The organism is Pseudomonas proteolytica (genome assembly GCF_007858275.1).
Lineage (GTDB): Bacteria > Pseudomonadota > Gammaproteobacteria > Pseudomonadales > Pseudomonadaceae > Aquipseudomonas > Aquipseudomonas proteolytica.
This window is the reverse complement of sequence record NZ_VFEV01000009.1, coordinates 103,579-129,353: the sequence shown is the minus strand read 5'-3', so window position 1 is coordinate 129,353 and position 25,775 is coordinate 103,579. Positions and strand designations below refer to the sequence as shown.

The 25,775-nt window shown below is 61.0% G+C and carries 22 protein-coding genes; 19 read left to right on the top strand and 3 right to left on the bottom strand.

Features of this window, described 5'->3' with window-relative positions:
- Positions 1-15: 15 nt before the first annotated feature.
- Complete coding sequence (locus tag FIV38_RS08915; RefSeq protein ID WP_167362648.1) at positions 16-1,227, top strand: DSD1 family PLP-dependent enzyme; 1,212 nt, start codon at positions 16-18, stop codon at positions 1,225-1,227.
- Positions 1,228-1,310: 83 nt separating this feature from the next.
- Here the strand turns inward: FIV38_RS08915 and FIV38_RS08910 are convergent, their stop codons facing one another.
- Entirely contained in the window at positions 1,311-2,249 is a 939-nt protein-coding gene (locus FIV38_RS08910; protein ID WP_092237133.1) for a SphA family protein, read from the bottom strand.
- 225 nt (positions 2,250-2,474) lie between these two features.
- On the opposite strand from FIV38_RS08910, the gene FIV38_RS08905 reads away from it, so the two are divergent.
- Both FIV38_RS08905 and FIV38_RS08900 read left to right on the top strand, forming a co-directional pair.
- Positions 2,475-3,500, top strand: coding sequence for an AraC family transcriptional regulator (locus FIV38_RS08905; protein WP_029291185.1), 1,026 nt, complete (start codon positions 2,475-2,477; stop codon positions 3,498-3,500).
- Positions 3,501-3,587: 87 nt separating this feature from the next.
- Positions 3,588-4,409 (top strand): aldo/keto reductase, encoded by an 822-nt coding sequence (locus FIV38_RS08900; protein ID WP_092237130.1) that lies wholly within the window; start codon positions 3,588-3,590, stop codon positions 4,407-4,409.
- A gap of 54 nt (positions 4,410-4,463) precedes the next feature.
- On the opposite strand, the gene FIV38_RS08895 is transcribed toward FIV38_RS08900, so the two are convergent.
- On the bottom strand, positions 4,464-4,979 hold the full coding sequence (locus FIV38_RS08895) for an Hcp family type VI secretion system effector (RefSeq protein ID WP_029291189.1): 516 nt from the start codon (positions 4,977-4,979) through the stop codon (positions 4,464-4,466).
- Positions 4,980-5,523: 544 nt separating this feature from the next.
- Between FIV38_RS08895 and tssA the strand changes: the two genes are divergently transcribed.
- Genes tssA through FIV38_RS08815 form a run of 16 tightly spaced genes read left to right on the top strand, consistent with a single transcriptional unit; the run spans position 5,524 to position 25,417 of the window.
- Positions 5,524-7,077: a type VI secretion system protein TssA gene (tssA, locus tag FIV38_RS08890; RefSeq protein ID WP_092237490.1), complete on the top strand. Its 1,554-nt coding sequence runs from the start codon at positions 5,524-5,526 to the stop codon at positions 7,075-7,077.
- Between the two features lie 32 nt (positions 7,078-7,109).
- Positions 7,110-7,607, top strand: a complete 498-nt coding sequence (gene tssB, locus FIV38_RS08885; RefSeq protein ID WP_092237127.1) for a type VI secretion system contractile sheath small subunit — start codon at positions 7,110-7,112, stop codon at positions 7,605-7,607.
- A gap of 28 nt (positions 7,608-7,635) precedes the next feature.
- Positions 7,636-9,111: a type VI secretion system contractile sheath large subunit gene (tssC, locus tag FIV38_RS08880; RefSeq protein ID WP_029291196.1), complete on the top strand. Its 1,476-nt coding sequence runs from the start codon at positions 7,636-7,638 to the stop codon at positions 9,109-9,111.
- Between the two features lie 14 nt (positions 9,112-9,125).
- The gene (tssE, locus tag FIV38_RS08875) at positions 9,126-9,545 is read left to right on the top strand and encodes a type VI secretion system baseplate subunit TssE (RefSeq protein ID WP_092237123.1); all 420 of its coding nucleotides are present in this window, start codon (positions 9,126-9,128) and stop codon (positions 9,543-9,545) included.
- On the top strand, positions 9,535-11,304 hold the full coding sequence (gene tssF / locus FIV38_RS08870; RefSeq protein ID WP_092237120.1) for a type VI secretion system baseplate subunit TssF: 1,770 nt from the start codon (positions 9,535-9,537) through the stop codon (positions 11,302-11,304). The genes tssE and tssF overlap by 11 nt, the downstream gene beginning before the upstream one ends.
- Complete coding sequence (gene tssG / locus FIV38_RS08865) at positions 11,268-12,284, top strand: type VI secretion system baseplate subunit TssG (RefSeq protein ID WP_092237117.1); 1,017 nt, start codon at positions 11,268-11,270, stop codon at positions 12,282-12,284. The genes tssF and tssG overlap by 37 nt, the downstream gene beginning before the upstream one ends.
- A 2-nt stretch (positions 12,285-12,286) precedes the next feature.
- The gene (gene tssH / locus FIV38_RS08860; protein ID WP_092237487.1) at positions 12,287-14,860 is read left to right on the top strand and encodes a type VI secretion system ATPase TssH; all 2,574 of its coding nucleotides are present in this window, start codon (positions 12,287-12,289) and stop codon (positions 14,858-14,860) included.
- The gene (locus FIV38_RS08855) at positions 14,860-16,383 is read left to right on the top strand and encodes a sigma-54 interaction domain-containing protein (protein WP_092237114.1); all 1,524 of its coding nucleotides are present in this window, start codon (positions 14,860-14,862) and stop codon (positions 16,381-16,383) included. Before tssH ends, FIV38_RS08855 begins: the two co-directional genes overlap by 1 nt.
- A gap of 41 nt (positions 16,384-16,424) precedes the next feature.
- Entirely contained in the window at positions 16,425-16,562 is a 138-nt protein-coding gene (locus FIV38_RS30300; protein ID WP_092237111.1) for a type VI secretion protein TagU, read from the top strand.
- Between the two features lie 15 nt (positions 16,563-16,577).
- Positions 16,578-17,705, top strand: a complete 1,128-nt coding sequence (gene tagH, locus FIV38_RS08845) for a type VI secretion system-associated FHA domain protein TagH (protein WP_092237108.1) — start codon at positions 16,578-16,580, stop codon at positions 17,703-17,705.
- 5 nt (positions 17,706-17,710) lie between these two features.
- Positions 17,711-18,196 (top strand): type VI secretion system lipoprotein TssJ, encoded by a 486-nt coding sequence (tssJ, locus tag FIV38_RS08840; protein WP_092237105.1) that lies wholly within the window; start codon positions 17,711-17,713, stop codon positions 18,194-18,196.
- A gap of 1 nt (position 18,197) precedes the next feature.
- Positions 18,198-19,520, top strand: coding sequence for a type VI secretion system baseplate subunit TssK (gene tssK / locus FIV38_RS08835; protein WP_092237102.1), 1,323 nt, complete (start codon positions 18,198-18,200; stop codon positions 19,518-19,520).
- Between the two features lie 4 nt (positions 19,521-19,524).
- On the top strand, positions 19,525-20,391 hold the full coding sequence (icmH, locus tag FIV38_RS08830; protein WP_092237099.1) for a type IVB secretion system protein IcmH/DotU: 867 nt from the start codon (positions 19,525-19,527) through the stop codon (positions 20,389-20,391).
- Between the two features lie 15 nt (positions 20,392-20,406).
- A complete protein-coding gene (gene tssM, locus FIV38_RS08825) occupies positions 20,407-23,805 on the top strand; it encodes a type VI secretion system membrane subunit TssM (protein WP_092237095.1) in 3,399 nt (1,132 codons plus the stop codon).
- Entirely contained in the window at positions 23,802-24,533 is a 732-nt protein-coding gene (locus FIV38_RS08820) for a PP2C family protein-serine/threonine phosphatase (RefSeq protein ID WP_235861054.1), read from the top strand. Before tssM ends, FIV38_RS08820 begins: the two co-directional genes overlap by 4 nt.
- Positions 24,530-25,417 (top strand): serine/threonine-protein kinase, encoded by an 888-nt coding sequence (locus FIV38_RS08815; RefSeq protein WP_139273582.1) that lies wholly within the window; start codon positions 24,530-24,532, stop codon positions 25,415-25,417. The genes FIV38_RS08820 and FIV38_RS08815 overlap by 4 nt, the downstream gene beginning before the upstream one ends.
- Here the strand turns inward: FIV38_RS08815 and FIV38_RS08810 are convergent.
- Positions 25,414-25,752 (bottom strand): DUF6388 family protein, encoded by a 339-nt coding sequence (locus FIV38_RS08810; protein WP_092237085.1) that lies wholly within the window; start codon positions 25,750-25,752, stop codon positions 25,414-25,416. The genes FIV38_RS08815 and FIV38_RS08810 overlap by 4 nt on opposite strands.
- Between the last annotated feature and the right edge of the window lie 23 nt (positions 25,753-25,775).

The window sequence follows — 25,775 nt, the reverse complement described above, 5'->3', positions numbered from 1 at the left end:
GCGGGCGCGGCGCTGCTGCGTCCGGCTGACCGAGGGTCGCCGTACAGCGAGTATTTTCACCAGTTGAACCAGCAGCTCAAGGCCCATGGGCCCATGCGTCCGGTGCTGCTGATAGACCTGGATCGCCTGGATCACAACATCGACATCGTCATGCAATCGGTACAGCGTGGTGGCAAGCACCTGCGGCTGGTGGAGAAATCCCTGCCAGCACCGGGACTCTTGGCCTACATCGCCAAGCGCGCGGGTACCCGCCGCTTGATGTCGTTTCACCAACCCTTTCTCAACCACGACGCCCAAGTGTTTCCCGACGCCGATATCCTGCTGGGCAAGCCGTTGCCGGTACGTTCGGCCGAGCTGTTCTATCAACACCACCAAGGGGCATTCGATCCCGCCCGGCAATTGCAGTGGTTGCTGGACACGCCACAGCGCCTGCAACAATACCTGGCGCTGGCCCAGGGCCTGGGCACGCGGCTGCGGATCAATATCGAACTGGATGTGGGCCTGCATCGCGGCGGTATCAGCGACAACGCGGTGCTGGGGCAAATGCTGGGGTTGATCCGCGCGCATCCGCAGCACCTGGAGTTTGCCGGCTTCATGGGCTACGACCCATTTGTCGGCATGGGCGTGCCGGGCATCCTCGGGTCGCCCCAGGCACTGTTCGAAAAGGTCATGCAACGTTACAACGGTTTTGTCGACTTCAGCCGCCAGCAGTTTGCGACGCTGTGGCGTGATGACCTGACACTCAATACCGCTGGCAGCCCCAGCTACCGGATGCATGAGCAGGAACAGTTGAGCAGCGAAGTCTCGGTAGGCACGGCGCTGCTCAAGCCTACGCATTACGATCTGCCTTCATTGAGTGAGCATGTCCCGGCGGCCTACATCGCCACGCCCGTCCTCAAAAGCACCGGTGCGGTCAACATCCCGGCGCTGGACGACAAGTCCCGGTTGCTGTCGTGGTGGGATCGCAACCAACGCGCCACGTTTTTTATCTATGGCGGCAACTGGATGGCCGATTTCGAGTCGCCTGCGGGGCTGCAAAGCAATGGCTTGTATGGCCGTAGCTCCAACCAGGAGATGGTCAACGGTTCGCCTGGGGTTGGCTTGAACATCGACGACCAGGTGTTCCTGCGCCCGGCCCAGACCGAGTCGGTACTCTTGCAGTTTGGCGATCTGCTGGCGGTGCGCGGCGGCAAAATCGTCGACAGCTGGCCGGTTTACACCGGATGAAATGCCGCGTCCCTATGTAGGCCCCGACGGTGGTGAAGGCCTTGTTGTGGCTAGGGGACAAGCCCCCTAGCCACAGGTGATTGCTACAAGGCAAACGGAATTGTCAGCTTGGCCCACAACATATCGCCTTGCGGCCGGTTCTCGACATCAAACTCCTTGGCCCAACGGACCTCCGCGCTGGCGTACTCGAGAAAGGTGAAGTACACCGCCGGCCCAATCGCAAACACCTGGCCACGCACACCGTCGTTGACTTCTTCGCCATAGATATTGGTCACGGTGCGTCCGTACTGCTTATCGTCAGTCGTCTGCTTGAGGTAGTAGCCATTGATGCCCAGGCTCAGGTTGTCGGTCACTTTGTAGCTGGCCGAGTAATCGAAGTGGAAAATCTGCCCCGAGCGGTAGTCCGTCGCGTGGTTTTCCTGGTTGAAACTGTAGGTGGTCTTGATCGACAGCTCAGTGCGCTCGTCAGGCAGCCATGTCACTGACACCAGCGGCTTGTAGGTGTAGAAATTGTTGCTGGTGTTGGCCAGGCGCGAAGCGTCGTATTCACCGGTAGGCACGGTGATTTCTACCGCGGCGCCCAGGGTCAGATTCTTGCCCAGGTCCCATAGGATAATCGGCGCGATAGTGGTGTCGCCCATGCTTTCACGTTGGTCAGACATGCCAAACAGGGCCACTTGTTGCTTGAGGTAGGGCTGGGCGATATAGCCACCCAACCGCCCGCCAAACACCCGCAACGGGCTCAGGTAATCCAGGCGCGGGATAATTGCATCCGAGCGGATCTTCACCTGTGGCACCTTGCCCCCGAGGGAGCTGATATCCAGCTTCGTGGCTTCATAGTGGTTGTAGTAAAGGTTGAAGGCGAACATGTGGTCCGGCAGGTGATCCACATCCAGCGGCAGGATGTAAAAGCCATCGGTACCGGGGCCGATATTGTCCACGCCGCCCTCGGTGGCCAGGGTCGGCAGGCTGAGAAGGGCCAGGGCAAGGGGCAGGGGGGCAAGCGCGCGGGTCGGGTTCATGTCTGGGCTCATTATTATTGTTGGATGAATGCACCGTCGGCCCTCATCGGAGCCTTGCCCATAGAAATAAGCCCTCGACGCCCCGGAGGGCAGGGTATTGGCGGCCATATAGGGGGGCTTTGCCGGACAGCGTTCATTCAGAGTGCGGCAAGCCTTGCAAGCACCTATGATTGTCAGGATGTTTCTAAAACAATAACCGGGCATAGAGTCGGGAATCGCAGATCCATGCACAGCAAAACCGTTGATCCACACTACGAACTGGCGCTGGTCTCGCCTTTTCTCCTGCAAACCCTGGGGCAGGTTGCGGCGCAGAAGGGCGCCAATGCCGAGCATCTGTGCCGTGGCCTGGGGTTTACCCTGGCAGACCTGGATGACCCGGCGCTGCGCATTTCCTACCGCCAGGCCGTGGCGATGATCCAGCGGGCACTTAAAGTCCTGCCAGACCAGGGGCTGGGCCTGTGTGTCGGCAATCAGAATGTGCTGGGCACCCTGGGCCTGCTCGGGCATGTCATCTCACTGTGCAAGACCCTGCGCGATGCCTTTGCCGTGGGCGAGCGCCATCAACACACCTCCGGCGGCATCGCCACCTCGCGTATCCACGAAGGCGCCCAGCAGGTCATGGTCGATGTCGAGTGCCTGCTGCCCTTTGCCGAGGTCCAGGTATTTGCCGCCGAGGAGTTTTTTGCCAGCCTCATGATCTACGGGCGGACCTTGGTGGGCAGTGAATTCAAGCCACTGCGCATGGAGTTCATGCACGCGCCACCGGCGTATGCCGCCGAGTACCAGCGTTTGTTCGGTGACGATGTGCGCTTTGGCTGCCTGCACAACCGCATGGTCCTGGAGGCCCAGTGGCTCGACGTGCCGTTGCCGAATCACCACGCCTTGGCATTGCGCCAGGCCCTTGGCCTGCTGGAGCTGGAAAGTGCCCAACTACACCGGAAAATGGACCTCATCCAGGCGGTGGAACGCGCTATTTCCCGCGACTTGCAGGGCAGCCAACTGGAGAAGGTCGCCAGTGACCTGAACATGAGCGGCCGCACCCTGCGCCGGCGCCTGACCGAGCATGGGCTGACCTTCGAAGCTTTGCTGGAACAGGTGCGTCGCGCCCGGTGCATGGGGCTGCTGGGCAACCCGAGCCTGTCCATCGAACGCATTACCCAAGAGGTGGGCTACAGTGATGTGCGCAGCTTTCGCCGGGCGTTCAAGCGCTGGACGGGGCTCAGTCCCAGCGCATTCCGCAGCGTGGGATGAGGGCCACGCCGGGCCACGCAATTGCATTGAACCCTATTGCCCGGCCAGTGCCACATTAGGGGAACGCACACTTATCTGGAGGTTGGCATGCGCACCATCGATCTGGCGGGTACCCCAGTCCCGGTCATCGGCCAAGGCACCTGGCGTATGGGTGAAGACCCTGGACGGCGTACAGCGCAAGTGACTGCGCTGCAATTGGGCATTGACGAAGGCATGACCCTGATCGACACCGCCGAGATGTACGGCGAAGGCGGTGCTGAAGAAGTGGTCGGGCAGGCGATCCAAGGGCGTCGGGAGCAGGTATTCCTGGTCAGCAAGGTCTACCCGCATAACGCCAGCAAAGCGGGAGTTCCCCGTGCCTGTGAGGCCAGCCTCAAACGCTTGGGCACCGATCATATCGATCTGTATCTCCTCCACTGGCGTGGGCAACACCCGCTTGCCGAAACGGTTGAAGCCTTTGAACGACTGCGGGAGGCCGGCAAGATCGGGCGCTGGGGCGTTTCCAACTTCGACGTTTCAGACCTCCAGGAGCTGGCATCACCCGCCTGCGCCACCAATCAGGTGCTCTACAACATCGAACAGCGCGGCATTGAATTCGACCTGTTGCCCTGGTGGCAACAGCATCACCTGCCGTTGATGGCCTACTGCCCAATCGCCCAGGGTGGGGAACTGTTGGCCAGCCCCACCCTCAAGCAGATTGCCCGTCGATATCAAGTCACACCGTCCCAGGTTGCCCTGGCGTGGGTCTTGCGGCAGACCGGTGTCATCGCCATCCCCAAGGCCGTCACCCCCGAACACGTGCGCCTCAATGCCGCGGCGGCCAAGCTGGTTCTCGACGAACATGACCTTGACGCTATCGACCGAGTATTCGGTGCGCCGATACGCAAGCATCCGCTGGCAATGGTCTGAAGCCCTACTGAGGCGGGCGCGCGTGTCGCGCTACCGCCTCACCTGTGGCCGGGTTCAACCCGCTACCGGGCTGCGCCAGTCGTCAGAGCCGGACGTGCCCGAGACCTCATGGGTCCAGACGATTTTGCGGTAGGTAAAGTGCACATCTTCAAGGTGGGTGAAGTGTGCATTTCCCGGGTCCTGGCAGTTCGGCATCCGCGACTGGATATCGACGATGATCGCGTCCTCCAGCTCGATGGTGAAGTAATGCTCCTGGGTGCCGGCGGAGGAGGTGCGATACCACTCCAGGCGGCACTTGACCATTTCCCCCGACGTCAGTGCGCTGAACAGCAACGGTGAAGATTTATCGAATACCTTGCTGATCATCAGCGGCTTGTGTACACGCTGGCCGGTGGGTTGGCCCGACTGCGGATCACGGGGAATGATGACCTGATGCTGGAAGGCCTCGACCAGGATCTGGTCCTCGTGGCCTTCCTGATAGATATTGCCTACCGAATCCTGGGTGAACGTGCCTGCCGTGATCAAACCTTGCTTGGTACCGGTGATCGAGAGGTATGCGGGTGTTGGCATAATTGGTTTCCTTGCCTGATAGATAAGTTGGCGCCACAGGGCGCTACTACTCGCTAACAAGAAGTGTGCCGGATAATAGTTGGCCTAATAAAATAAGGGCGTTTCTTGGAGGAGGGTGCGTAACGGTGCGTGGGCGGTATGATTTCTGGTTTATAAGTTGGTTTTCTTTGCGCAATAGTGCGCAGATATTTGCACTGTTGGGCACGTCACGATATTGAAAGGTAAATGTTTGCTTTCAAGGTGAGTTGATTGAAAAGAGTGCGCAGTTTTTTGCGCATCCCTGCAAGCTGTATGAGGCTCGCTAAGGCTGTAAACCTCTTGGCGGGGCAGGAGCATCGATTGCGTGCGCTTACAAAATTGCGAGATTTTATTATCTTTGTAGGATTCTACTTAACTACGCCTTAGTGGCTTGTCCAATAAAATCTGGCTGCTATTGTTTGCACTTGTCCCAGCGTGAAAATGGAATTCAGCAAGTATGTCTTCGGCGCTTAATAGCTGTTTGCCATACTTTAATTCAGCATTGATCAGCACAGTGCAGCCCATCATGGTTTACTCAGACAAACTTTCTGCGCATTACTTGGAAGTTGCCCGCTCACCGATCTCCATTGCCTGTTTTGCAGGGCCGGACGTCCGTTATTCGCCAGCGTACGAAGCGCTGGAAAGCGAGTTGGACAAGGCCCGGTTGATCCATGGCAACAACCAGCCCGACTGGCAGCAGGTCATGGACAAAAGCGAGGCGTTGTTGCGTCACGAGTCCAAGGATTTGCGGGTCGTTGCCTGGCTGACGTGGGCCCTGTATCGGTGTGAGTCCTTTCCTGGCCTGTTGGCTGGGCTTGGCATGTTGCGCTACCTCTGTGAACACCACTGGGCGACGGTACATCCCATCAAGCAGCGGACTCGCATCGCGGCCTTTGGCTGGTTGATGCAGCGCATCGAGCCGGTACTGGCGCAGAGCGTTGCCCTCAGAGAGCAACGCTCCCTGTTCCAGTGCATGGCTGGGCATTTGGCGTGTCTTGACGAGCTATGGGTTGGGCACCTGGGGGACGACGCTCCGTTGCTGCTGGCAGCCCGCAGGCATCTCGCGGACAAGCTGCAACGAGCCCAGGAGAGCGCTGCGCCACAGTCCGGGGTGAGCGCGGTGGTTGCCCAGGTCAAGCAGGCGGCGACTCAACTGCTGGCGCCTGAGCCTGTGGTGAACAACGAAAAAGACGTACACAAGCTCCTGCGCGCACTGCAAGACAACGCTCGCCCCCTGTGTGCCTGGTGGCTGCGCCAGAACGCCACCGACCTGCGGGCCTTGCGCCTCAACCGCACGCTGGCATGGCTGGGCATCACCGGTCTTCCCGATAGCAACAGCGATCAGATAACGCCCTTGCGCGGGCTGGTGCCCGACAAGCTCAAGCGCTACCAGGAGCGATTTGCCCAAGGGCATTACGCCGACCTGCTGCTGGAGCTTGAAGCCAGCCTGGCGAGTGCGCCTTTTTGGTTTGACGGTGTGCGCATGGTCTGGGAGTGCCTGCAAGCGCAGCAGGCCGAATTGGCAATGGTCGAGACAGAGATTCAGTTCGCCCTGTTGCTACAACGATTACCCGGGCTCGCCCAGTTGCGCTTCCACGATGGAGCGCCCTTTGCCGATGCCGCCACCCGCGGATGGATCGACACCCAGGTCAGCCGCCACCTGCAAGCACGGGTGCCGGTCCGGAACACTGGCGGCGCCGGTCCGGCGCCATGGGAGGAGGCCTTGCAGGTGGTTGCTCCGCTGCTGCGCAAGGAGGGGCTGAAAGTTGCGGTCCGGGCCTACAAAAGTGCCATGCAGGCGGCGCGGGGTGATCGGGCGCGGTGTTACTGGCGCCTTGGCCTGGCTCGGTTGTGTATCCAAGGTGCCAAGCACGACTTGGCCAGGATCCAGCTTGAGCAGCTCGAGCAGGAGTTACAGCACGCCGGCCTATATCGCTGGGAGCCCGACCTGACCCTTGAGGTATTGCAACTGTTGTACGCCTGTTACGACGTATTGCCCCAGGGCCATGGCCTGCGCGAGCGCAGGGAGGATGTCCATCGCAAGCTGTGCCAGGTCGATCTGGAAGCGGTACTCGAATAGGTTTTCCCGTCATCAAGCAAAGGAGAAACAACATGGCCAAAGAAGGTTCGGTCGCCCCCAAGGAACGTATCAATATCACGTTCAAACCGGCCATAGGCGGTGCCCAGGAAGAAGTAGAGCTGCCTTTGAAGCTGCTGGTCGTGGGTGATTTCACCCAGCGCGAAGACACGCGCAAGGTTGAAGACCGCAAGCCCATCGGTATCGATAAGAACACCCTGGACGAGGTGTTGGCCAAACAAGCCTTGATGCTGACGTTGAGTGTTCCCAATCGGCTGCAGGAAACGGATGAAGCCGACGAGTTGGCGATCCAGGTGCGCATCAACGCCATGAAGGATTTCAATCCGGCTCAACTGGTGGAGCAGGTTCCGCAATTACACAAGCTGATGGCGCTGCGTGAGGCGCTGGTGGCGCTCAAAGGCCCCCTGGGCAATACACCGAGTTTTCGCAAGGCCATAGAAAGTGCGCTGGCCGATGACCAGGCCCGCGCGCGGGTGCTGGCCGAACTGGGGCTGAACAGCCCTGCCGCATGACCCACTCAGTAAAAAGGACACTGATAGCATGACCTCCAGCCCTAACGCCTATGCGGCACCCCTGGATACCGGATACAGCATTCTCGACGACATCATCGCCCAGACCCGCCTGACCGCCGATGATGAAACCTACGACATCGCCAGGCGCGGCGTCGCCGCGTTTATCGAGGAATTGATCAAGCCACAGAACCGCGGGGAGCCAGTCAAGAAGCAACTGGTGGACCGGATGATTGCCGAGATCGACACCAAGCTCAGCCGGCAAATGGACGAAATCCTCCACCACCCCGAATTCCAGGCACTGGAATCGGCCTGGCGGGGCTTGCAGTTGCTGGTGGATCGCACTGACTTTCGCGAAAACATCAAGATCGAGTTGCTGAACGTCTCGCGCCAAGACCTGCTGGATGATTTCGAAGACTCACCGGAGGTCGTTCAGTCGGGGCTCTACAAACACACCTACAGCGCCGAATACGGTCAGTTCGGTGGTCAACCCGTGGGCGCGATCATCGCCAACTACTTCCTTTCACCCAGCGCGCCCGACGTCAAGCTGATGCAGTATGTTTCCAGCGTCGCTTGCATGGCCCATGCGCCATTCATAGCCGCCGCCGGGCCTGGCTTTTTCGGCCTGGAGAGCTTTACCGGCCTGCCAGACCTGAAGGACCTGCAGGACCACTTCGAAGGGCCACAATTTGCCAAGTGGCAGAGCTTCCGCCAGAGCGAGGATGCCCGTTACGTCGCCTTGACGGTGCCACGTTTTCTCCTGCGAACGCCCTACGACCCGGTGGACTCTCCGGTCAAGACCTTCGCCTATAACGAACATGTCGTCAGCAGCCACGAGCATTATCTCTGGGGCAATACCGCCTATGCCTTCGCCACGCGCTTGACTGACAGCTTTGCCCGTTTCCGCTGGTGCCCCAACATCATCGGCCCACAAAGCGGGGGCACGGTGGAAGACCTGCCGCTGCATCATTTCCAGAGCATGGGCGAAATCGAAACCAAGATCCCCACCGAAGTGCTGGTTTCCGACCGTCGCGAATATGAATTGGCCCAGGAGGGTTTCATCGCCCTGACGATGCGCAAGGGCAGCGACAACGCCGCATTCTTTTCCGCCAGTTCCGTGCAGAAGCCCAAGCGTTTCGGGATCAGCGCCGAGGGAAAGGCGGCCGAGTTGAACTACAGGCTCGGCACCCAGCTGCCGTACATGATGATCGTCAACCGCCTGGCGCACTATTTGAAAGTGCTGCAGCGCGAGCAGTTGGGTTCGTGGAAGGAACGTACCGACCTGGAGTTGGAACTCAACAAGTGGATTCGCCAGTACGTCGCGGACCAGGAAAACCCCAGCGCCGAGGTTCGGGGGCGACGTCCATTGCGGGCGGCGCGGATTGTTGTCAGTGATGTTGACGGCGAGCCAGGCTGGTATCGCATCAACCTCAGCGTACGCCCGCACTTCAAATACATGGGGGCGGATTTCACCCTGTTCCTGGTTGGCAAGCTCGATAAAGAATGAGCCGGGAACTTGAGATGAGTCAGTACAGCGGTCTCCTTGAGCGCCTTGCCGGTACTGCGCCTGCGTTGGCGGGGCGCACGCCACGCGCCTGCGTTGCGGCATCGGTGGCCATCCACTTGGGCAACATGCTCAGCACCCGGGCAGGCAGTGTGCAGACGCTGCCTGACTACGGTTTGCCGGACCTGAATGATATGCGCCTGAGCCTGCACGAATCCCTGAGCCAGGCACGTTTTCTGATCGAACGCTTCATCGCGGCCTACGAGCCGCGCCTGAGCAATGTCCGGGTCGTCGCATTACCCCAGGGTCGCGATCCGTTGGTGCTGGCCTTTGATATCCAGGGCGCGCTGAATATCGACGGGGTCATGCAGGACGTGGTGTTTAGCGCAAGCCTGGCGGGCAGTGGACGCGTTGAGGTCGCCCCAGGTGTCCTTTAACCGCTATTACCAAAGTGAACTCAATGCCTTGCGGCAATTGGGGCGGCGCTTCTGCGAACGCAACCCGGCGCTTGCCCCATTCCTCGGGGACAGAGGCCGGGACCCGGATGTAGAGCGTTTGCTTGAGGGCTTTGCATTCCTGACGGGCCGCCTGCGACAGAAACTCGATGATCAGTTGCCGGAGCTCAGCCATTCGTTGATGCACCTGTTGTGGCCCAACTACATGCGACCAATACCCGCGTTCAGCATGTTGCAGTTTGCGCCGCTGTTGCGCGCAGGGCCCGGCATTACGGTCGAGCGCGATACACCGGTGGAAAGCGTGGCGATCGAGGGGGAGCGCTGCCGTTTCCGTACGTGTTATGCAACGCAGGTGCTGCCACTTGAACTCACAGCGCTGGATTACTCCGCGCAAGGCAAGGGGGCCTTGCTGAGCCTGCGCCTGGAGATGACCGCCGAAGGGTATATGGGCGAACTGGCACTTGAACACCTGTGCTTGCATCTTGCCGGGGAGCGCTATGTCAGCCAGATGCTTTACGTGAGCCTGCTGCGTCACCTGCAGGGCATTGAGCTGCTGCTGCTCGATGGTGAGCGCAAACCCCTGCAGGGGCGCGACGGTCAGGTCCTGTCGCTACCATTACCGGCTTCTGGCGTTCGGCCCGCCGGTTTTTCCCAAGATGAGGCGCTGCTGCCCTATCCGCCGAATGCCTTCACCGGGTATCGGCACCTACAGGAGTATTTCGCGTTTCCTGACAAGTACCTGTTTGTCGACGTCAATGGCCTGGATGTGCTGCAAAGCTTGCCGGATGACCTGCTCAAGCAGGCTCGGGGTTTGGAGTTGCGCTTCAAGCTGCGTCAGCGCAATCCCGAGCAGGTGCTCCCGACAGTGGACAACGTGAAGCTGTTTTGCACGCCGGTGGTCAACCTGTTCAAACACGATGGGGTACCGATCCGACTGGATGGCAAGCAGGACGAGTACCTGCTGCAGGGAACTGACTACGCACCAGGCCACTGCGGGGTGTTCTCCGTAGACCAAGTCACGGGATGGCGTCCGGGTGGCCTGGGCTACCAGACCTATGTGCCGTTCGAGTCGTTCGAGCACGATCAGCAGACGGCGAGCTACAGCATTCGCCAGCGGCCCTCGGTGCAACACACCGGCCTGGATACTTACCTGAGCTTTGGCATTCGTCAGTCCCAGGAGCAGGAAACCCTGTCCGTTGAACTGACCTGTACCAACCATGATTTGCCGCGCAAATTGCGGATCGGTGACATCAACCAAGCCTGCGAACAAACACCCGAGTTCCTGTCCTTTCGCAATATCACGGTCGCCACCCCTGGCATCGCGCCTCCGCTGGACAGCGGTTTTCTGTGGAAGCTGATCAGCAACATGTCGCTCAATTACCTGTCCCTGAGCGATATCAATGCGCTGAAAGTGGTGCTCGAAACCTATGACTTGCCGCGCTACCACGATCGCCAGGCCGAAAAAGTCAGCATCCGTCGGTTGGGTGGATTGCGCTCCATAAGCCAGCGCCCCATCGACCGGTTGCATCGTGGCTTGCCGATTCGGGGGGTGGCAATCGACCTGATCGTCGATCTCCAGCACTTTCTCGGAGAGGGCGATTTGTTTGTATTCGCTTCAGTCCTCAACGAGTTTTTTGCACTGTACGCGAGCCTTAACTCGTATCACGAACTGCGTGTTACCAGCACACAAGGAGAGGTGTATCTATGGCCATCCCGGATGGGCCAGCAAGCCCTGCTTTAACCGAATTATCCCGGACCATTCGCGAGTATTCGCTGTTCCAGGCGATCTCGCAGGTCATTGAGCGTATACGCGATGCCCACCCCTGCCTTGACGATGAGGCGCTTTATGAGCACCTGGAGTTCCAGGCCAATCCGGGGCTGGGGTTTCCCGGCAACGACATTGACCGAGTGACATTTTTTGTCGAGCGCGGGCAACTACGGGCACGCATGCGCCTCAACGTATTGGGGCTGGTGGGGGCAAACTCGCCACTGCCGGCATTCTATGCCGAACACGCATTGAGCGAGCGCGCGGGCGGTAATCCTGTCGCGGATTTCCTCGACGTGTTTCACCACCGTTTGCATCGGCTGATGCTGCCTCTGTGGCGCAAGTACCGCTACCGGGTGTGCTTTCGAGCGGGGGCCAGCGACTCGTTTTCCGAGCAGATGTTTGCCCTGATAGGCCTGGGCGGCCGGGCCATACGCAGTGCGACACAACTGGATTGGAATCGCTTGCTGCCCTACCTGGGTTTGCTGGGTATGCGCGCCCATTCGGCGGCGCTTATCGAAACGGTGCTGCGTTACTACTTCAAACACTCGCAGCTGATGATCGAGCAATGCGTCAAGCGCAAGGTGGTGATTGCCCCCAGGCAATGCAACCAATTGGCGCAAGCGAACAGTCGCCTGGGGCAGGACCTGGTCCTTGGGCGGCAGGTTGTGGATCGTGCCGGCAAGTTCAGGGTGCATCTGCAGGACCTCGACTGGCAGCGTTTTCATGACTTTTTACCTGGCGGCGCAAGCTACTCGCCGCTGTGCGCGCTGGTTCGTTTCGCCGTCCGCGACCCTCTGGACTTCGACCTGCGCCTGGCCCTGCGTCCCGGCGAGGTGCGGGCGCTGCACATAGGCCAACGCAATGTGTGCCGGCTAGGATGGACCAGTTGGATGGGGCAGGCGCGCGCGGATGGCGTGCTCATTCTGGCCAGTCAACTCGGGAGCGACGGATGAATATGATGAATGTGGATTTGCAGCAATTGATTCGTGTGCTGGCGCCTCAGACTCGCCATGACCTGGAGTACGCCGCCGCACGCTGTGTGGCCCGTGGGGGCGCCGAAGTCCTGGTGGAGGATGTCTTGCTGGCGCTGCTGGAGCGCCCACAAGGGCTGCTGGCGCGTGCTCTGCAAGACGCTGGCGTTGAACTGGGCGAACTGCAAGCGACACTGCAGCCCAGGATGGGGCAGGGGACTACGCGCAACCCGGTGTTCGCACCGCTGCTGGTGCAATGGCTGCAGCAAGCGCTGGTCGTTGCCCAGTTGGAGTTGGCGCAATCGAATGTCAGTGACGCGGCCTTGATCCTTGCCTTGTTGCGTAACCCACTGCATCACGCAGGCAGCCGCTATCAGGTGTTGTTGGCCCGCCTCGATGCGCAGCGCCTGCTTGAGTTTGCCTTGAGCGACCATGCCGAAGCTTCCCGTACGCCCGCTTGTGCCCAGCATGAATCACTGTTGCAGCGTTTCACCCATGACCTGACCCAGCAGGCCCGTGAAGGGCGGGTCGACCCGGTGTTGTGCCGGGACGCAGAGATCGCGCAGTTGATCGATATCCTGGCACGCCGGCGCAAGAATAACCCGATCATTGTGGGGGAGGCCGGTGTCGGCAAGACCGCGCTGGTCGAGGGGCTGGCCAGGCAGATTGCCCAGGGACAGGTGCCTCCGGCGCTCAAGGAAACGCGCCTGCTGATCCTCGATATGGGGCTGTTGCAGGCGGGCGCCAGCATCAAGGGCGAGTTCGAACGGCGGCTCAAGGGCGTTATCGAGGAGGTCAATGCCGCGTTGGTGCCGGTGATCCTGTTCATTGACGAGGCACACACCTTGATTGGTGCCGGTGGCTCGGCGGGCAGCGGCGATGCGGCGAACCTGCTCAAGCCAGCGCTGGCTCGTGGCGAGCTGCGTACCATCGCTGCCACCACCTGGTCGGAGTACAAGAAGTACTTCGAAAAGGATCCGGCACTGGCCCGGCGCTTTCAGCCGGTGCATGTACACGAGCCGAGTGTCGATGAGGCAGTGACGATCCTGCGCGGTCTCACTTCGGTGTATGAAGCCAGTCACGGCGTGTACGTGCGCGATGACGCCGTGGTTGCCGCCGCGCAGTTATCGGCACGCTACCTGGCCGGGCGCCAGTTGCCCGACAAAGCCGTGGATGTGCTCGATACCGCCTGCGCCCGCGTGCGCATCAGCCTCGTCACAGCCCCACCGGCGTTGCAGGCCGTGGCTACCCAATTGGCGCAAAGTACTGGCGAGTACCAGGCGCTTTGCCGCGACAGGGATGCCGGGTTGCCCATTGATCCAGGTGCGCTGCAGGTCCTGGCTGCGCGCCTGGACGCCGCCGGTTGCGAACATGAGCAGCTCACGCAGGCCTGGACGCATCAGCGCGAGATGGCCGAGCGGGTGCTGGCCCTGCGCATGCAACTGAATCAAGCCAGGCAGGCAGGCCAGGCCATCGAGGTGCTTGAGCAGCAACTGTGCGAAGCCCACGGCAGCTTGCTGGCCGAGCAATCGCGACAGCGCCTGGTGAGTTTCGAAGTATGCCCGCGGCTGGTGGCGCAAGTGATCAGTGCCTGGACCGGGATTCCACTCAGCCAAGTGGCTTGCGAACACAGCGTCAAGGTGCTCGACTTCGCTACCGATCTGCGTACGCGCATTCTCGGCCAGGAACAGGCGGTACAGATGCTGGACCGTTCGATGCGTGCGGTTGCGGCGGGCATCAACCGTGCCGATGCACCCGTGGGCGTGTTTCTGCTGGTCGGCCCCAGTGGGGTTGGCAAGACGCAGACGGCACTGGCCTTGGCCGACCTGTTGTATGGCGGCGAACGGTTCCTGACCACCATCAACATGTCCGAGTACCAAGAGAAGCATTCGCTGTCGCGCCTGATTGGCGCTCCGCCCGGGTATGTCGGTTATGGCGAGGGCGGTGTGCTGACCGAAGCCGTCAGGCAAAAGCCCTATTCGGTGGTGCTGCTCGATGAGGTCGAGAAAGCACACCTGGGTGTCATGAACCTGTTCTACCAGATCTTTGACAAAGGGCGGGCCAATGATGGCGAGGGGCGCGAGATCGACTTTCGCAACACGCTGATTCTGATGACCTCCAACCTTGGCAGCGACTGCACCATCGACCTGTGCGGCGCTACGCAGCGTCCCAGCGCACAAGTATTACAGGACGCCCTTGCGCCGCTGCTCAATCAGCATTTCAGGCCGGCACTGCTGGCCCGCATGCGTGTCGTGCCGTACTACCCACTGAGCGGTGCGGTGCTACGGGAGTTGGTACAAAGCAAGTTGCAGTGCCTGGGCCAACGTCTGCTGCAGCGGCACCTCGCATTCAGCTATTGCCCGCGATTGGTCGATTACCTGGCAGAGCGCTGTACCCGCAACGACAGTGGCGCGCGGTATGTCGATCAATGGATCGATAGCCATCTATTGCCCCTGATAGTCGATCGCCTGCTTGAAGCGATGGCCAGGGATGAGCATGTGCAGCGCGCCCACGCCATGCTGGACGGCGACGATCACATCACCTGTGAGTTTGCGTGATGAGGGATACCCCATTGTTACAGGCACCGGACGTTGCCGAACAACTGGTGCAGTGGCTCATGCGCCTGGGCCTCGATAGCGATAGGGCAAGTATGCCTGGCAACCTTGCCCATGCCGCCGCGCAGTTGAGCCAGTGCTCGCTCAGCCAGGTGTACCTGTCAGATGAGGCGGGTCACGGCTTGTTCCTGGCGGCCGAACATAGGCCGCAAGCAGGGCCGTGGGAAATCGGTGCAGGCGCAGAAGTGGATCAGCAGGGCCAGCAATTGCTGCGGTTCGCCCTGGAACATAAGCGTCCCCTGAGCCTCTGCGGCCTGCAAGACAGCATGTATGACACCGCTTTCATTCCTTCAGGCCTGGTGCCATGGCAGTCGCTGTTGTGCGTCCCACTCATCCATCACCACCTACCGGTGAGGGGCATGCTGCTATGCGTCACGGAGCGCGCCCTGGACCTGCAGCCGTATGCCACGCCACTGGGGCAGTTGGGGGTTTTTGCGTTGCGCCAGCGGGCGCTGCTACAGGAGCCCGGTCGGCCAGCGGCGGCCCATCAGGCGCTCGGTAGCGCAGTGCGTCCCGCAGGCCTTGGCCTGATTGGCAACAGCGCAGCGATGGATGATACCTGTCGCTTGATCGGCAAGGTGCTGGACAGCACCTACACCGTGCTCCTGCGCGGTGAGACCGGTACGGGCAAGGAGGTGGTCGCCAGGGCGATCCATGCCATGGGCCCGCGCCGATCCAAGGCGTTTGTCGTACAAAACTGCGCGGCATTCCCGGAGGGGTTGCTCGAAAGCGAACTGTTTGGCTATCGCAAAGGTGCCTTTACGGGTGCTGACCGTGACCGTCCTGGGCTGTTCGATGCTGCCGACGGCGGTACGTTGCTGCTCGATGAAATCGGCGATATGCCCCTGTCACTGCAAGCCAAATTGCTGCGGGTATTACAGGAGGGGGAAATCCGCCCGCTGGGTGCCAGCACCGCCCATAAAGTGGATGTGCGCATCGTTGCCGCCACCCACCGTGACCTTCGCGCGATGGTGGCCCAGGGCAGTTTTCGTGAGGATCTCTACTATCGTCTCGCCCAGTTTCCGATCGAGCTGCCGGCGTTGCGCCAACGTGAAGGCGATATACGAGAGTTGGCCCGGCACTTCGCAGGTAAAGCCTGCGCCACCCAGGGGCGATCGCCGGTGTCCTGGTCAAACCAGGCGCTGGACCAGCTTTCCTGCCACAGCTTCCCCGGCAACGTGCGTGAACTTAAATGCCTGGTGGAACGTGCCGTGTTGATGTGCGACGAGGGGGTAATCCTGCCGCAACATCTCATGCTGCCACTGGCGTCACCCGCACAGGCCACCGACGCAACGCTGCGCCAACGCCTTGAGCGCGTCGAACGGGGCTTGCTGATTGATTGCCTGCACAAGAATCGCGGCAATCGTACCCGTACCGCCCGCGAGCTGGGGGTTGCCCGGCGCACCCTGTTGTACCGCCTGGCGCGGCTGAATATCCCCTTTGGTGACGTCAAGGAAGGGTGCTGAATGTTCCGCTCAATCGAATTCAATTCAATGGGAGAGCCTTGATGGTTGTTTCTCGAGGGCAGGTATTGCTGCTTGGTCTGCTGATGTTGGCGCTAAGTGGGTGCACGGCAAATTACGTGTTTGACGACGATGACTACCGGCCGCTGGGTGATCCACGGTCCCACCAGCGTGGGCAGTAAGCCAGGAGACCTTCTATGCAGTTGGTATTTGAACTATGTAGCCATGGGCCTGGCATACCCGGCGGCGCCCGCAATAAAGTCTTTGATGGCGCCGGAGGAGTGATTGGCCGTGGCGCCGATTGCGATTGGGTCATTGCCGACCACAGTCGCCAGTTGTCCAGCCATCATGCCTTGGTCAGCTTTCGCGACGGTCAGTATTTTCTGACTGACATCAGCAGCAATGGCATTTGCCTGGGGGGCAGCGCCGTGCGTTTGCGCAAAGGCCAGGCTCGGCCTATCACCCCTGGCACTGTATTTCGCATGGGCCCGTTTGAAATTCGCGCGCAGCTGGTGGAGCGCTCGGGTGGTACGAGCCCTGGCGATAACCTGATTCCGGATGACGCGTTCCTGCAGCTGGATTCCGTGCGTGCCATGAATGACCCGGCCCCGCCGAGTGTGGCGCCGAACTGGACGGATACCAGCACTGTGGAGCGTCACCATGTGATTGTGCCGACCCTGGTCGAGCCTGCTGCGACGTGCGCGCCAGCCGCTGGGTATGTTCCGGCAGTCGATACGCATGAGCGGTTCTGGAGGGATTTTTCCGAGGCGCTGGGTGTGTGCCTGGAGCCTCTCGACGAGCCTGGGCGACAAGCATTGGCAGTCAAGGCAGCTGGCTTGCTCAGGCAGGCAATCGAAGGGCTGCAACAGAACCTGCACACCCATCAAGAGCTGACAAGTGAATTGAACACCGCACTCGGTCGTGCGCCAACCAGCGCCGAGCGTCCGTTGATGTGTGGCGCCCAAGCACTGGAGGCCATGTTGGTGGCCGATCGCCAGGGGCAGTTGCCCGCCGAACAGATGATTACCCAGGCCTATCGCGATTTGCAGGTTCATCAGGTCGCGGTGCTCGCTGGCTGTCGCGCGGCAATGCGCGGCGCTCTGGCAGCGTTTGCGCCAGGGCAACTGCTGGCCTGTTTCCAAAAGCAGGGCAACACGCCGTGGATCCCCAGCAGTGGCGCCTATTGGCGGGCTTATCTGGTTCATTACCAACGCCTGGTCGAGGAAGACGGTTGGACTGAGCGCTTACTCAGCGAGGACTTTGCCAACGCCTACACGGAACAGGTACGCCTGGTTTCCACCCTTCATAGCACCTGTTCTGGATGATCTGCATGTCACGCACCACCTCTGTTCTGCTACTCGCTGTGTTGGGGCTGTTGCCCGGCTGCAGCAATCTGTCTCCCTATTCGACGCTGACCAAGCTCGATCTGACGCTGGCCGCCAGTGATCTGGTCAACCCGGATCTGCATGGCCGACCTTCACCGATCGTGGTGCGCCTGCTGGAACTCAGAAACCCCGTGGCCTTCGAGAACGCGGACTTTTTCAGCCTGTATGGGCGTGTCGAAAATACCTTGCCCAAGGACCTGGTCAGCAGCGAAGAGTGGGAACTGCGCCCCGGTGAACAGGTGGCGCTCAAGCTCAGTGCAACGCCGGGCAGTCGCTATATCGGGGTGTTGGCCGCCTACCGTGATTTGCCCCAGGTGCGATGGCGTCATGTCGTGCCGTTGGCCGTCGAGTCACGGACCCGTGTCGATCTGGTACTCGACGAAACGGGTGTGCACGCGACGGATGTGCCGCCCGCCAAGGCAGGTGGCTGACATGCTGATTGATAAAGTGATCTGGCAGGAAGGCATGTTGCTGCGCCCTCAACACCTGCAGCACAACGACCGCTATTACCATCAGCAACTGGCGCGCCGCAGCCAATTGTCCCCGGGCTATGCCTGGGGGTTCTTGACATTGGAAATCGACCCGCAATACCTCTATATGGGCAAGGTGGTCGTCAATCAGGCCAGTGGGGTATTGCCTGACGGGACGTTGTTTGAGATCGCCGCGCCGCTGGTGATGGAAATTCCAGCCAACAGCGCCAGCCAGGCGCTGTACCTGGCCCTGCCCATGCTCGCCGGCCATGCGGTCGAGGTTCGTCACCCGGCGCAGACTGACGTATTGGCCCGTTATAGCAGCTACGAAGTGGAGGTAGGAGACGCCAATGCCGGGGAAGACACGCGCTGCGCCATCACCTGCGCACGCGCGGATTTTCGCTTGGTGCTGGGCGATGATCACGACGTCCAGACCTACGTCAGACTCAAAGTCGCACAAGTCCTGGATTGCGACGCCCAAGGCGTTGTGCAGCTCGATAGCGCATTCTCCCCGACGTTCATGCACCTGCATGATTCGCCATTTTTGCTGTCGTGCCTCAAGGAGGTGGTCAGCCTGTTGGCGTTTCGCGCTGATGCGATTGCCGAGCGCTTGCAGGACGCGGGCCAGGCGGCGGGGGCCGAAATGGGGGACTTCTTGATGTTGCAGTTGATCAACCGAATGGAGTTGACCCTGCGACATTGCCTGGACCAGGCCCGTGTGGGCCCCGATGTGCTGTATCAAACCCTGCTTGGGCTGCTGGGGGAGCTTTCGACATTTTCCAGCACGACAAAACGCGCCTGTTTTGAAGGGCGTTACCGACATAGCGACCAGGGGCCGAGCTTTCGTGAATTGATGGCCGCGATTCGCTCGGTCCTGTCGATGGTGCTGGAGCAACATGCCATTGAACTGGTGCTGCAGTCGCGCCAATACGGCGTGCTGGTGTGCCCGGTCAACGGCCTGAACCTGCTGGGTTCGGCGACCTTCATTCTGGCGGTCAGCGCGCACTGCGATTCTGAGGTGTTGCGCCAGCGGCTGCCGGCGCACCTGAAAGTCGGGCCTGTGGAGCGGATACGCGAGTTGGTCAACCTGCACCTGGCGGGGATTCAGGTCAAGCCGATGCCTGTGGCACCACGGCAGATCCCGCTCCATGCCGAGAAAACCTATTTCATGCTCGAACTCAGCGCCCGTGACCTGGAGCAGTTGGAGCATTCAGGTGGGTTCGCCTTCCATGTGAGTGGTGAGTTTGTCGATCTTGAATTGAAATTCTGGGCTATCAGGAACTGAACCCATGACCACAGAAAACGCATACCCGCAGGACGACAGAACGATCCTGCTGGACCGTCAGGGTGTCGGTCCGGCGCAGGGCGCCATGACGGATTTCGAGGCGCCACCGCGCTTTGAGCAGCTTGAGGACCGAATGATCTATGCCGCTCATTTGCACGGCGCCCAGCACTTCAGGCTTGGCCTCAACCCTCTGGTGACGTTGGCCTGGGACCTGTTGTCGGAGGTGGTTCGACTCAAGGGCAGCCCGGCCCGTGAAGGCCTGCGCGCACTCAATGAACGTTTGTCTGCGGGTATTACGCACTTTGAAAACCAGGCCCGGCACGAGGCAATCCTCGACAGCCAGATCATGGCGGCGCGTTATGTGTTGTGCAGCGTAATAGACGAGGCAGTGGTCACCACGGCATGGGGTAGCCAGAGCGACTGGTCACAAACAAGCCTGTTGAGCCGTTTCCACAACGAAACCTTTGGCGGCGAAAAATTCTTCGAACTGCTTGAGCGACTGTCCAGGGACCCGATCAAGCACCTGGCGATGCTGGAGCTGATGTACCTGTGCCTGGCGCTGGGCTTTGAGGGCAAGTACCGGGTCTTGGAACGTGGGCTGCTGCAATTGGACGGCATTCGTGACGCCTTGTACCGACAGATCATCCATGTGCGCGGTGACACGCCCCAGGCCACCGGCGCCGGGCCGTCGTCCAGCGCTGCTCCCCGGCAGGCGATACGTATTGTTTCTGCAACCTGGGTTTGGCTCGCCGTCGCGATGGGCCTGGCCATCCTGTATTCGGGGTTCGCCTGGGTGCTTGGAGAGCAGCGCGAGAGCGTGTTGCGGCCCTATCTGCCGAGTACCACCGACATCACCCGGACACTGCTGTAACGCAGGGAGCAATCAATGAAAAGTCTATTCAAAAAGCTGGCCGCTGCCCTGGGGCTGACCTGGGTCTGGAGCCTGCTGCTGGTGTTGTTGCTGGCGTGTGTGGTGTGGTGGATCGGGCCGCTGCTGGCGGTGGATGACCGGCGTTTCTGGCTTGGCGCGACTTCGCGCCTGCTGACCATCAGTGGATTGTTCCTGGCCTGGGGCCTGACGATGGTTTTCGTCAATCGGCGCGACGCCGTGCAACCCTTTGCAGATGATGCCGGCCCGGGCCAGGTGAATTCCAAACAGCGCAAGGGACTTGTGGAGCACGAGCACAACAACGTTCGCGGCCGTTTCACGGAGGCGCTGCAGGCCCTAAAGATGTCGCGACGCTATGGCAAGCGCGGTAAGCGCTGGCGCAACGAATTGCCCTGGTACCTGGTGATGGGATGCATTGCCAGTGGCAAGACCCGGCTGTTGCAGGCCGGTGGGCTGCAACAGCCGCTGGATCGCGTTGGCTCCGGCGCCCCGCACGCAGAGGGTGCAGTGCGTCATTGCGAGTGGTATTTTGCCGAGCAAGGGGTATTGATCGAAACCCCGGCGCGCTATCTGACACACACCGATGCGGACGTTGATAGCGGTGGCTGGGCGACCCTGTTAAACCTGCTGAAGGCCCGCCGTCGTGCGCGTCCGCTCAGTGGCGTGCTGCTGACGCTATCAGTCGATAGCTTGCTCAATGGCAGCGAGCAGGAACTGAGCGTCGCTGCGCGCCAATTCAACAGTCGCCTTCACGATTTACAACAGACCTTGCACGTGGAGCTGCCGGTCTATCTGGTGCTGACGCAGGCCGATCATTTGCCTGGCTTTGCCGAGTTCTTCGAGCACACGCAAGGGCATGCCAATGATGACCTATGGGGCGAGCCCATCTTGTCCGGCAAGACCGGGACCGATATTGCCGAAGTACGCCAGGCCTTTGAAACCTTGCTGCAGCGCTTGAGCGCGGAACTGATCCAGCGCCTGCATCTGGAGCGCAATGGCGAGCGCCGGGGCCGGATGTTGGACTTTCCCCGGCAGGTGGCGCAGATCGGTGAGCGGCTGTGTCTGTTTATCGAACTGGCGTTTTCTGCTCACCGTTACCAGCGCGTCAACGCATTGCGCGGTGTCTACTTGACCAGTTCCGGCAACGCTGCACACAGCCGTCCACGGTTTATTCAGGGCCTGTTCAAGCGGGTGGTGTTCGGTGACGTCGACCTGGCAGGCCTGGACCAGCGGGAGCGGGTGCACATCCGTCGCCGCCAAAGAGGCTTGGCGCTGGCCGCGTTCCTGATGCTTGGAGGCATGGGTTCGTTGTGGATGTACAGTTATTCGCAGAACCATCAACGGCTGGAGCAACTGCGCGAGTTGGCGCGGCCGCCCGTGCCTGGGCAGGCGGCAGAAGACCCGGTTTTGGCGATGGTTGCGTTACTGGACAGTCGATTGGCAGCCACCCAGGTCTTTGCTGCGCCGAGAGGCGCGGGTTGGTGGCAGTTCGCGGGGCTGTTCCAGGGCAGCATGAGCCGCCCGGTACTGGACACGGCGTACCAGCAGGCTCTGCTGCAACACCTGCTGGCACGGGTCAGCGAGATGTTGGAGGAGCAGGTACGCAACAGTGTGCACGACCGTCAGCAACTGCTTGTCAGCCTGCGGGCGTACCTGATGCTCAACCTGCCCGAGCACCGCGACAAACCCTGGTTGATGGATCGAGTCGCCGGGCTGTGGTCGGGGCACTACCCGGCGGACCCTGGGCTGCAGGCGCGGTTGAACGCACATTTCGCGCAATTGCTCGAACAGCCCTTTGTGCGACCGCTCGACGAAACACTGGTCGCCCATGCCCGTCAGGTCTTGAAGGTGCAACCCCTGGCGGGCGTGGTCTACCGCCTGCTGCGCGAACAGGGGGCGGAACTTGAACCCTACCGTTTCACCCAGCATCTGGACCCGCATGAGCAGGTATTCGCCGGCATTGACCAGCCGATCCCAGGCTTCTTCACCCAGCATGGCTACCGTCAGTTCTTTGCGGTACAGGGCACCCGGATGGTCGATACCATCGTGCGCGACAACTGGGTACTGGGAGAGGGCACGCAACTGAGTGCAACGGGCTTGCGCCAACTGATGGTCGAGCTGGAACAGCACTATTTCAGCGACTACGCCCAGGCCTGGGGCGCCGCACTGGCCCAGGTGCGCTTGCAGCAAAGCGATAGCACCCGACAGGTTGCCGGGCAGTTGGCGAGCCTGACGTCCGCGCGTTCGCCATTAGTGCAGTTACTGCAGCAAGTCAGGGAAAACACCCGCTTTGCAAGCCCGGTCGAGCGCCTGGAAGCGCTCCAGCCGGGCTCGCCACTGGCCCAGAACGTCTTGGACAGTGTTGCGCAACGTGCGCCCGACAACGCACAGCGCGCACTGCAGCGGCGCTTTGAAGCCCTGCATCACTTGCTCGATGAGCAGGACAACCCAGGGCCTGCGTTGTCCCAGATGCTGCAAACCCTCAACCAACTGCAGGCGCAGCTGGCCGCCCTTGGTCGGGAAAGCCAGCCTGAGCGGGCGGCCTTTGAGATGGTCAAGCGGCGCATGCAGGGGCAACAGGATGCTTTGGGCAACCTGCGCAATGCCACGGAGCGCCTGCCCGCCGCCCTCCACGGTTGGCTGGCCGCCATGGCCGACGACAGTTGGCGCCTGGTGCTCGACGATGCTTATCGTCACCTCAATCGGCGTTATCAGAGCGAGGTGTATGGGTTCTATTCTTCTGCGATCAAACAGCGCTACCCGTTCAGTGCCCATGCCAGTAGCGACGTTGCGCTCAATGATTTTCGCGAGTTTTTCAAACCCCAAGGGTTGATGGCGCGGTTCCTGGATGAAGATCTGCGGCCTTTTGTGATTGGCGATGGCCATCGCTATCGGTTGCGCAGCCTGGATGGCCGTAGCCTGCCGATGTCACGGGCGTTGCTGGAGCAACTGGCAAAGGCGCGCACTATCCGCCAGGCATTCTTTGCCGATGACCCGAGTGAACCCGGGGTGCGCTTTACGTTGGCGCCCTACAGCCTGGATCCCACGGTCAGCCGGGCGACCCTGCGATTCGGTGACCAACAGATGGAGTACCGCCACGGGCCGATCGTGCCGATGCTGTTCCAGTGGCCAACCACCGTCGAGGACGGTCGCAGCAGCCTGGTACTGGAAGGCATGGCGCAGCGGCCAATGGGTATCGAAAAAAACACCGGGCCATGGTCCCTGTTCCGCCTGTTCGATGTGCTGCAAGGCGAGCCGTCGAATGGACGTGATGCGCGGTTGCTCAAGGCCGATATCGGCGGCCTGCGCGCCAATTACCTGCTGACCAGCCAGCGCACGCCGAACCCGTTTGAAATGGCGACGTGGCGTACCTTCCGCATACCGGAGCAACTGTGAGCCCGCGGCTTGATGCCTGTAGCAGTGCAGGGCGCACAGATCGTGGCAAGGTCAGGCCGCGTAACGAGGATGCATTTCTTCAACACCCGCAGATGGGCTGTTGGGCGGTGGCCGACGGCATGGGTGGCCACCGCGCGGGGGATGTCGCCAGCCAGTGGGTGGTCGATAGCCTGGCTTCGCTGCCCAGCGGCGGCGGCCTCGATGCGCGGATCAAGAGGGTCTGCCTTTGCCTGCAATGGCTTGACCGGCGCTTGCGCCAGGAGATCACCGTAACCAGCTCGAATGTGGATTGCACCATGGGCAGTACGGTGGTGGTCCTGTTGCTGGAGGGGGATCGTGCCGTCTGCATCTGGGCCGGGGACAGCCGCTGTTATCTGTGGCGCGAACGCACGTTGTACCAGTTGTCCCGCGACCACTCGCTACAGGAGCAACTGATTGTCGAGCAGCAGTTGAGCCCTGCACAGGCCCGCGCCCATCCGGCCGCGAATGCCTTGACCCGCGCGATCGGAGCCGATGAGCCGGTGGCGCTGGAGGTGTTGGAGCTGACCCATAACCCAGGAGATGTATTCCTGCTGTGCAGTGACGGCCTGTACCAGGCGCTGAGCCATGCCGAACTGGGTCAGGCGTTGAGCCTGGCAACCCCTGAGTCAATGCTGGATCGTTTGTTTGATGGGGTCCTGCGCGGTGAAGCGCGGGATAATCTGACGGCGGTGGTTATAAAACCATGATCGCAAAACAACCCCAGTCCAGCGCTCCGCCCGGCGCCAGAGCTTCTATGCCGAAGTTACTTGCCGGTCGCTATCGCCTGGAACGGGTGCTCGGGGTGGGTGGCATGGGCACCGTGTACCGGGCCCGTGACTTGCTCCATGAGGAATTCGGCGAACCGAGGCCCCGGGTGGCGCTCAAGGTCCTCGGTGAAAACCTTGCCCAGTCACAGGACGCGCACCTGCTGCTCTACAGCGAGTTTTCCCTGACCCGCTACCTGCGACATGAGCACGTGGTGCGGGTGTTTGCGTTTGACGTGGACACGGTCGCTGGGGTGGCGTTCTTTACCATGGAGTTGATGAGTGGCATGACTCTGGACCAATTGTTGCTCGACTGTCCGCGCGGGCTGCCCTGGCAGCAATTGCGGCCTATTGCAACTGGGCTACTGGATGCGCTGGGTCATGTCCATCGACAAGGTGTGCTGCACGGCGATGTGAAGCCCAGCAATGTCATGTTGGTGGATGACGGGCTGCGTCTGTTTGACTTTGGCCTGGCCCAAGCCACGGCTGCGCCGTTGACGGAGCTGGCGGCTTTGAATCCCCGGCGCTTCAGCGCCTGGACACCGGCCTACGCGGCCCCCGAACTGTTGGACGGCGCGCTGCTGTCGGCCAGCACGGAGCTCTATGCAACCGCGTGCCTGTTGTACGACTTGGCGCTGGGCGGGCGTAGTGCACAAGGAGGGCGGCGGGAGCCTCCCCGGCAACTGCCACGGCGTTGCTGGCCAGCGTTGAGGGTTGCGCTCAGTAGCAACCCGCAGCATCGAACCATCACCACCGACGAGTTGCAGGCAGCCATGCAGTGTGAACACTCGGTGGTGGGCCGCTGGTTCGCCGCCCGTGCTCGTTAAGAGGAGTGCTCAGCCAGGCCATGCAACTGACAGTACTCACCCCACTCCAGGCCCGCCATTTGAGCGACTTCCCTGTGCACCTCCAGGCGCCTGGCGGCGAACTCCTGTGGCGACTGGCTGATCAGTTGCAGTGTCAGCTCCCACGCAAACAGGTTCTGGGATTCTGCCTGGGCCTCGAAGGCTTCGTGCAAAAGCTCGCGGCGGTATTGCTCCATGGTCTGGCGCTTGGCCTGGGCGGCCAGAGGGTTGAGGGTGTCCAGTTCGGCGCGCAACTCGGGATGCTGGTTCAAAAAGATATCCAGGGCCAGCTGATGGTTTTCGCCAGGTTCAGACACGGGGTTGCTCCAGGAGTACAGGG